Raw genomic sequence first — 9,539 nt, forward strand, 5'->3', positions numbered from 1 at the left:
GACATTTTCGTCGTCCCAGGTCTGGCAGAAAGTGGCTAGGTTCTGACGAGCGTTGCCATCAAGATATAATTCGTCATTGATAATCTGGAATGCGACATCGTCGCGCATTTCGTGCAGCGGAAAACGTTTTGATTCTGCGATGGTGGAAATAGACTTCGCACCAAAACGTGAATCGAGTAGTTCCGACCTTAAATCCGTTACTTGCTTCTTATCCATTTTAAACTCCTTAAAATGATTGGATCGCATTAAAAAAGTAGGATTTATCGATAAAGTAAGCAAGTGCAAAGGACTCGTGTTTAAATAACAAAATCCTAATGTTATTTATCGTGAGATATTACGCGAATAATGTTTTTTTCATTGAAAAACAATACAATATGAAATTCTTGGGTGGTGGTAAGGTGTTTTATGCTGTTATTTTTATGCGCATTCTGTGTCTCCTGAATTATCACGTAAAAATCAGACCTAAAAATATCACTATTAGTACTTGATTATTATTTTGAACGCATTTATAAAATTATTACATAAAAATAGCGAATATTGCTAAAATCCCCGCCAACGATGTGTTGACGGGGCTGTTATTATTTTGGCAATAATACTCCGGTATAAGTATTTACCGGATGAGAAAGATATTGTTTAACGGCAGTGTTAACATTCTCTACCGTCATTTGTTTCAACAATCGCTCCTGCTCAGTCCATGCTGCAGGATCGTCATATTGAATAAGACTATTTACAATAGTGTTCGCTAATTGTTGAACGCTACGCTGTTGGATATCGAGGCTGCGCTGAACGTTTTGCTGATATTCATTCAGTTCTTGCTCACTGATCCCTTTAGCCAGACGCTTAACCATCACTTCATTCGCTAACGTTAACAGTTCATCATGTCGTTCTGGTTGACAAGTAAAAGCCAGCAAATGACTGATATCTTTGGCCTGAGGATCAACCGAGAGGCGAGAAGAAACGCTGTATGCTCCAGATGCCTGTTCACGAATATTAACACGTAGATCTTTTGCCAGTGCGACGTTAAAAGCATCGAGCGCCATACGCGTCGCCAGATTAACAGGTGTCCGGGAATCATAACGCTTCCACTGTGAAACCTGTGCCACAGGTTCATTTTGTTCTTTTACAGTAACCGATGCGTTGTCCGTCGCGCGAGTTAATGGTTTACCTGCGGCTAATGGCGAATCAGAGTGTTTGATTGATCCTAAGTAACGCGTAATTAACGCCACGAGTTTGTCTTCTGAGACATTACCGACAATGACAAACGTGATATCCGCTGGAGATGAAAACAACTGGCGATCGGCAGCCAGCGCATCTGCGGCAGTAAACTGTACAATCTGATTTTCTTGCAGTAATTTCGTGCGGTCATCAGCATAGCGCGTCTCATACATCTGCTGGGCGAATTTCTCCGCTGGACGCTGGTCGAGCGTTTTCAATGCCTGAATTTGAGCATTTTGTAGCGATGCCCAAATATTGTCGTTAATCGTGCTGTGGGTGATTCGCTGGTTAATCAACTGAAAACCAGGTTCAGGGTTATTAGTCCGCGCGCTAACGGAGAGCAACGTATTCATGCCACTGACTTTACTGCTCATGGTTACCGAATTTTCCGCACTCCAGCGTTTCAGGCTGGAAGAGGAGAGCTCACCAACGCCGCTTCCGCTTACTGCTTTATTTGCCAGCGCGATAAGTGATTTTTGCTGCGCAGGGAAACTTAAATCGCCTTTATTCGATACGGCAGTAATTTGTAGCTTTTGCTCTTCACCCGCGGATTTTGCCAGAATAACCCTGGCACCATTGGAAAGTGTTAATGATGTCAGATTCTCAGCCAGCGTTTCTTTGCTGCTAATTTCCGCCTGTGGGTCAGCGTCTACTGTTAACGATAAATTTCTGCCTGGGAAGATGTAAGCCGCCAGCTTTTTGTTGGCGTACTCTTTTTCCAGCGCCAGGATAGCCGCAGGAGACAATGCTTTTTTGGCGGCAAGCTCATTGTTTACCATTTGCTCCCAAAATGCGTCCTGGTTCTTTCTTAACTGCTGCCATTTTTCCGCCAGACTTTGCACGGTAATTTGCTGCCACAGACGTTTCGAAAGTTGATATGTCTCTTCCGGCGACAAGAACGGCGTATTATTTAATGAGCTGGATGCCAGGCGACTGGTCAGCATACGTAAATCACGTTCAGCTTGCTGATCAACCGCATTTTTCAGCCAGGTGAGGCGGGTAGATTTGACATCATCGAGTTCTTCAGCAGAAAAACCATGCTGATCAATGGTTGCCAACTCTGCCATTAATGCATTCGCAGCATCCAGCATATTATCGTCTCGTGCATTTACACGGAAAAACAGCGACTGATAATCGGGTGCAATTTTAACGCTGCGCGCAGTGCCGCCAGAAATAGTCTTCAACTCGCCCGACTGTATGCGTTCCTGCAGACGTTGATTGAACAGCTGAACTAACATGCTCCATTCAGCTTGTTCGATAAAGCTTTGCTCATCGTTCACTTGTACCATTGGCAGGCGATAATAGAGTGCGATGCCGTTCACCCGGTTTTCTTTATCATTAATGATATTAAAGCGCAGGTGGTTTTCGGCTTTTGTCGGCCAGACGCGATTTTCAGCTGCTTTGTTAGCCGGAAGCTTACTTAAATTATCCTTTATCAGCGCCAGCGCTTCTTTACTGTCGATATCGCCGACCACGATAAAGGTCATATTATTTGGTTGATACCAGCGTTGATAAAATTGGCGCAATTGTGCCGGTGTGACCGTGGCGACAGTATCCATCAGGCCGATAGGTTCACGGTCTAAATTACGGGTATTAGCCAGCAGGAAAGGGCGGCGCGCCTGAGAGGTGCGCCATTTCGCATCCTGATGGGCACGCCATTCCTCAGTAATTACGCCACGTTCAGCGTCTACTTCGAGTTTTTCAAAGGTTGCGGCATTACTCCATTCACTGAAGATTGCCATCACTTGTTGCAGATTTTGTTTCTGCGTAGTCGGCAAACTCACCTGATACACCGTTTCGTCATAGCTGGTATAGGCATTAACATCGCGACCAAAACGCAGGCCCATTGACTCAAATGTTTCGATGACTTTATTACCCGGCCATGTTTTTGTGCCGTTAAACATCATATGTTCTACAAAATGAGCCACGCCGCGCTCATTGTCTTCTTCCTGCAATGAACCGGTATGAATTTGCAGCCATAAATTTACCTGATCCTTTGGTTGAGCATGCGGATAAATCATATATCGCAAGCCATTGTCCAGTTGCCCGGTAATTAACTTTTCATCCTGCGGTAAGGCGGCGGCAATCAGCCGCCCGGGGAGCAACAGAGTTGCCACTAACGTCAGTAAGAAACAGAGGTTTCTCATAATTATCTCCATGCGAAAACCGGGCGAATTTACCCGGTTAAGTAAAATCCGAACTATTAAAATTTCATGCTGACATCAAGCCAGAAAGTACGGCCACTGGCGTAGGTCGCCACACCGGTATTCGTTGTATCAACAGCGGTTTTGCTATCCAGTACATTGAGAATATCGGCACTGATCGTCAGGTTTTGTTGTTTCAGAAATTGTGGCGTCCAGGACAAGCGGGTGTCCCAGGTCAGGCTGCTATCCAGTTTTTCGTCAACATACTGCTTGTAATCTGAATATTCGCTGATGTATTGCGCATTTGTCTTACCAAGGATAATGCGAGCTTTACGCGCTTCTTGCCAGGCCAGCGTATTCGCCCACACTAACCCGCTCGGTTGATGCGTGAAATCCATGTTTAAGGAGATCTTTAATGGGTTATTAAAATCTGCCACTGGAACGCTATCGTAAGAGACCAGATTACCGTTATAAACCACCTGGTTATCACCGGTATTGCTCTCCTCATAACCATTGTTTAACGACAAGTTGCCCTTGCTCTTGATATAGCTAAAGACAATTTGCGGGTTAATATCTACCTGGCGGATATGCAGGGGTTCGGCCAGTTCAAAACTGAGGTTAAACGAATGCGTTTTGGTTTTGCCATCGTTGTTATATTCAGTAATGGTGGTTTTAGTCGCGCTGTCGGTACGACTGCTTTTGCTGATTTGATCATGCGCTTCACGGTAAACATAGTTTGCGCGTGCAATAACGTTCTTACCGATTTTTTGCTGCAATCCCATTGCCAGTTCATCGTTATAAGGCGTTTTCAAATTCTGATAGCGCGTCAGGGTTTTATTACCTGATACCGATTCCGTCCAGCTATTGCGGATATCACGTAATCCCATATCAAGAATATTCCCGCCATAGTAACGGTTATAACCGGCGGTAATCATTGAGGTTTGATCAGCAAAAATATCCCATTCCGTCATAAAGCGCGGGGAGATATTGTGGTTTGACAGATAGTTGTCATAGTCATAACGCACACCGGGCATTAACGACACATTCCGCCAGCTAATGTGATCCGCCATATACAGCGTGTAGTTGTCAATTCCTAGGCTGCCTTTACCTTTATGGTAAATGGTATGGTTAGTTTTCTTTCCTGCAGCATTAATCACATAGGATTCAGACTGGTTATGGCGTTCAGTCCATGCATCGGAATAGATGTATTCCGCGCCGGAGTAGGGTTGATGCGAAACATCACCCACGGCGAATTTTTGCCAGTCCAGGCGTGTTTTGAAGGTGTAATTATCTACAGCCTGGGAAATGTGTCCTAATCCGCCACGGGTACAACGCCCTGTAATATCACCATATGTACATGAAAGTTCGGTGTACCAGATGTCATGATCGTGACGGGTATAATCACTAATATGATCCCAACCAACGGTGGTACGTATTTTGGCCCATGCGAGTTGCGTATCCATATCCCATGCAAGACCATAGGATTTATTACCCATTTCGCGATCAGACTGCGGGAAGGTACTGGTATTATAATCACGGCTGGAGCCGGTATATTTTAAGGTTAAATCGTGGGTAAAGCGGTCGCTGGCAAACCAGGTAAATTTGCTCAATGCAGTATTGATAACGTTTTTATACTGTGCCCGACCGGCGACAATGCCGTCATTCGAAACATAATCCGCGCGGGTGATATCAGACTGGCGGCGCGATAAACCGGCGGTAACGCCAAAGTTATCAGCCAGCTCCTGATTAAACGACAAGGTATAAAAGTTCTTTTTAAAATCTGGAGAGAAATAAGTACTTCCTGAAGAACCTTGATTAAATGCGCTCTTGTTATTCTCATCGATATGCGATGTTAACCAGTCCGAACGCGTAGTGCGATAACCCAATTTCACCTTGCTATCATCAGCGTTGAAGCGTTTGATCTTTGCATCAATTACCCCGCCATTGAAGCGACCAAATTCAACCGGCACAAAACTGTCATAAAGCGTCACATTGTCCAGTAAGCTGACATCAAGATAATACCCCTGTGACATCCCGCTAATATTGGTTGCACTACTGGCATCGGACTCATTCGCTGGGTTCAGGTTATTAGTTGCACTAATACCGTCAATCAAATAGGCATTCTGGTAGGGCGACGCACCGTGAATAGAGATTTTCTCAGGGCGAATATCTCCCTGGTTCAACGAGGTACTTTGCGTTGAATCCATGCGTACCGCAGGGTTGGTTCTCAGCAGATCGCTGATATTGCCATTCCCGGTCGGTAAACGCTCGATGCTTTCACTGGTGTAATGCGTGTTGCCGTTTACGGGTACAGGGACAGGAGCATAGACCGTCATCTCTTCAAAAAAATGCATGTACATGTTTTTGTCATCGACGGCCTGCGCCACATCAGCGCCACATAAAATGACGCCAGGAATAAGAACTCGCTTCATTTATTTATATCTCCGTACAGCAGGGCTTTTATTGTTTTTATAAAACCGCGCTAATGTCACAAATATCATCGGCCAGGTTCCAGACACCGGGTTGATGTGTAACCATAATGACGCCGCTTGTGGGTAGTTTTTCACGCACTAAACGCAGTAAGCGGATAGCCTCTTGTTCCTCAAGATGAGAGGTAGTTTCGTCAAGAAATATCCATTTCGGACGTCGTAAAATTAATCGTGCCAGGGCGATACGTTGTTTTTCGCCGCTGGAAAGAATATCTCCCCAGCGATCGTGGTCATGAATACGCGCAGCCAATTTCCCAAGACCAACCTGATGCAGTACTTCGCTCAACGATTTATCGTCTACGGGCAGGGGAAGTGCTTTACAAATAATCTCTTTCAGTAAGCCGGTTTTGATTAACGGTGTTTGTGACACATACCAACTGTCAGCAGGAGAAAAAATATCACCTTTAAACCACGGCCAGCAGTGGGATAATGTTTTAAGCAGTGTGGTTTTTCCCGCACCAGAGTAGCCTTTCAGTAATAGCCATTTGCCTGGCGAAACATGAAAGTTCAAGTTCTCTAATATGATCTTATTATCAGGCGTACGAATACTCGCATTAGCCACTTGTACCGCATGTTGGCAATTTTTAGGCTTATTCGTAGGGCGCTGTTCAGTGAGTTGATGGAACTCATACAAGCGATCGATAACCGCAGCCAGTTCAGCAAGTTCGTCATATTTATAAATAAACCAGCTTAAATTGTTCGATACTAGCATAAATGCCTGGCGCGATTTCATCAGTCCGCCCAGATTGATCTGCCCGCTAATAAACTGCGGCAATAACAGAAAGTAGGGAAGAACGCTAAGCGAGCGCGAATAAATATTTTGCCAGTAATCAAGCCACCGCTGACGATTCATTAAACGATGCCAGTTCTCTTTAATGGTATGAAAATTGTCGCGCAACTCCTGGCGTTGTAGAGACTCAGCATTGCTTAGCGCAATCAGTTCTGCCTGCTTATTATGCTGCACAAGATTAGTTCGAAATGTCGCTTCGCTACGTTGTTTTTCCACATTAAGCGGACGAATACGCTTACCAACCTTATGGGTAAATAAAGTTCCACCGATCACAATGAGCACGACGGTATAGACCATATACCCCTGGATATTCCATTCTGTTCCACCAACAGTGAATGAGAGCGTACCCGCGCTTTGCCAAAGAATAACGGTAAAGGTGATCAGCATGCTAAGTGACTGGATGAAGCCAAATGAAAGACTGAGCGTTTTGCTGATCAGTAAGAGAATGTCTTCAGCGATACGTTGGTCAGGGTTATCTGTATTTTTATGCTCGCCGTAGATCTGCGTGAAGTAGTAGTTTTTATCTGCAAACCAGCGATTAAGGTAGTAATCTGTTAACCATTCGCGCCAGCGAATAGTCAGTAGTTTAATTAACCATGTTTTGTTTACGGATATTAATACAAAGATCCCCAGCAGGGCAGGGAACCAAAGAACAAGCTGCCAAAGCTTATCGGTTTCTTTCTGGCTTAGCGCATTGAAAAAATCATTATTCCAGTCGTTTAACCAGACCTGAATTTTAACCACGCCAAGGATCATTGCGAGGATAATAATGATTAACAACACTGAAGTTTTATTATTCTTACGCAGCCAAAAGGGCTTCAGCAGACAGAGATACTTTGCTATCAACATACAAAACGTAATGGGAATGGTTATCATTAGCGAAAATTGATTGTGCCATCCAATGATTATCTATGGCAATGATTTACTGATGAAATTTATTTAAGTATCATTTAACAATATGAAATATATAGAAATTTTTAATTTTCAGTGGTTATGGTTATGCTATTGATAATCAAGGGTATTGCTAATGCCCTGACGCATACCACGTAAGCCAGGATTTTCGCAAGGGAAGATGATGATGACGAAACACCCGACAGGAATTTATGTCGGGTGCCTTGTTAAGGTCATAAGAAGGAGGCTAAGAATGGAGTTAAAAGAGAGCGTTATTAATTATTCTCCATTTGTTTTGCAACATCCATAATGTGGTAAAGCGGTACTCTGTTCTTAGCTAACTCAACCATGGCGTTCATATAAGGTACCATGGTTGAAAAAAGGATTTTATAACCTTCGCAAAAATAAGAAACAGTCTCATTGTTTACTTTAGTAATACGATGCTTAGGACAACCGCCATTGCAGATAGGTTTATATGCACATTGCTGACATTTCGCTGAAATCCGTTTTTTTTGCGCTGTCAGTTGTACACTGTTCATCGTTTTGAGTTCAGATTTATTAATGTTTCCAATTTTGTACTGTGGATAGACAAAATGGTCGCATTCGTAAATGTCTCCATTACTTTCAACAACCAGATTATCCTTGCAGGACTCCTGGAAAATACAACTTGTATGCCCATTCCCCAAAAAACGGCTGACATAGCTTTCAAACTGACGAATGAAAATTTCACCCACATCGTTTTTAACCCATTGCATAAAAATGGTTGACATAAACTTGCCATAAGCCGTGGGAGGCACAGAAAAATCAATGATACGGAATGTGTTCTCACTATGACCACTGAAATCAATATTCGGCGTCCCGGTTTCGAGCAATTCGATAAATTGCATATGTTTACTGCCGATAGATTTTAAAAAATGATAAACCTCAAGAGGGTAATGGACATTAACGTTATTAATGACGGTAACGTATTAAACTCAACTTGATATGATTTCAGACGCTCGATGGCTGCTATCACTTTTGCAAAAGTACCGTTACCTGAATTACTGCGTCTGTAACGGTCATGTAACTCCTGGGGGCCATCGATCGAGATACCAACCAGAAATTCATGTTCTTTGAGAAAGGAACACCATTCATTATTCAATAAAATGCCATTCGTTTGTAATGCATTAAAAATACGTTTTTGGCCTGCATAGCGTTGTTGATAGTGAATAACTTTACGGAAAAAATCCAGGCCAGCCAGAGTGGATTCACCGCCTTGCCAGGTAAAATAGACCTGATTGCCAGACGCTGCGATATATTGTTTGATGAACTCTTTCAGAGTGCTGTCATCCATCCATTTTTCATGAGTAAACTGCGACTCTTTTTCAAGGTAAAAACAGTAATCACATTTGAGATTACATTGAAAACTGGAGGGCTTGGCTGTAACGTGCATCGCTATCTCGCTCAATAAGGCGGCGAAAAATTCCGCCGCATGAAGGTTTAGTTATTTCGCTTCGCTTAGTGCTTTCTTGATATTGTTAAACTTCTCCTGATTTACCTCGCTAAGCGGTGGCTGGCTGCTGTCGATAAACTCTCTTACCACGCCTTGCATCTCTTTAACGACCTGCGGATTGGCGGCGGCAAGGTTATCTTTTTGCTGTAGATCCGTCAGTTTGTAGAGACCTAACTGATTGTTTTCTACTGTATAGACAAGCGAATAATCGTTATTTCTCACCGTATAAGAGAATTGGCTTAAGTCCTCAGTGTTGGGGTTATGCGGGTAATCGTCTGACTGATGGCGAACAAATTTGGGTAATGCTGCCAACTTACTGATTTAGTGTATGATGGTGATTTTAAGGTGCTTGCGTGGCTTCCATTTCCATCAGATGTCCTTCCTGCTCCGCTACTGAAGGCGTGGTGCGTAACGGCAAAAGCACTGCCGGACATCAGCGCTATCTCTGCTCTCATTGCCGTAAAACATGGCAACTACAGTTCACTTACACCGCCTCTCAGCCCGGTACGCACCAGAAA

At 43.7% G+C, this 9,539-nt stretch carries 5 protein-coding genes and 3 pseudogenes; 2 read left to right on the top strand and 6 right to left on the bottom strand.

Going from position 1 to position 9,539, the window contains the following annotated elements; translation table 11 throughout:
* The 4 genes and pseudogenes from BGK49_RS03970 to BGK49_RS03990 all read right to left on the bottom strand — a co-directional run.
* Positions 1-216: pseudogene (locus BGK49_RS03970) on the bottom strand (pyridoxal-dependent decarboxylase); the annotation flags it as partial.
* Between the two features lie 362 nt (positions 217-578).
* Positions 579-3,362 carry a M16 family metallopeptidase gene (locus BGK49_RS03980; RefSeq protein ID WP_024259606.1) on the bottom strand — a complete coding sequence of 928 codons (2,784 nt, stop codon included), beginning with the start codon at positions 3,360-3,362 and terminating at the stop codon, positions 579-581.
* 56 nt (positions 3,363-3,418) lie between these two features.
* Positions 3,419-5,791 (bottom strand): TonB-dependent receptor plug domain-containing protein, encoded by a 2,373-nt coding sequence (locus BGK49_RS03985; protein ID WP_000832426.1) that lies wholly within the window; start codon positions 5,789-5,791, stop codon positions 3,419-3,421.
* A 37-nt stretch (positions 5,792-5,828) separates the two neighbouring features.
* Complete coding sequence (locus BGK49_RS03990) at positions 5,829-7,514, bottom strand: ABC transporter ATP-binding protein/permease (protein WP_000628540.1); 1,686 nt, start codon at positions 7,512-7,514, stop codon at positions 5,829-5,831.
* A gap of 202 nt (positions 7,515-7,716) precedes the next feature.
* Between BGK49_RS03990 and BGK49_RS29020 the strand changes: the two genes are divergently transcribed.
* On the top strand, positions 7,717-7,839 hold the full coding sequence (locus BGK49_RS29020) for a protein YneP (RefSeq protein ID WP_120795387.1): 123 nt from the start codon (positions 7,717-7,719) through the stop codon (positions 7,837-7,839).
* Here the strand turns inward: BGK49_RS29020 and BGK49_RS30300 are convergent.
* A pseudogene (locus BGK49_RS30300) lies at positions 7,805-8,961 on the bottom strand (anaerobic sulfatase maturase). The gene BGK49_RS29020 and the pseudogene BGK49_RS30300 sit on opposite strands and share 35 nt — an antisense overlap.
* Before the next feature lie 51 nt (positions 8,962-9,012).
* A pseudogene (locus BGK49_RS04000) lies at positions 9,013-9,318 on the bottom strand (sulfatase); the annotation flags it as partial.
* 56 nt (positions 9,319-9,374) lie between these two features.
* Here BGK49_RS04000 and BGK49_RS25295 point away from each other — a divergent pair.
* On the top strand, positions 9,375-9,539 hold a 165-nt coding region (locus tag BGK49_RS25295), incomplete at its 3' end, for an IS1 family transposase (RefSeq protein WP_047664789.1).

This window comes from Shigella sp. FC1544 (assembly GCF_001722145.1).
In the GTDB taxonomy this organism is placed as follows: domain Bacteria; phylum Pseudomonadota; class Gammaproteobacteria; order Enterobacterales; family Enterobacteriaceae; genus Escherichia; species Escherichia coli.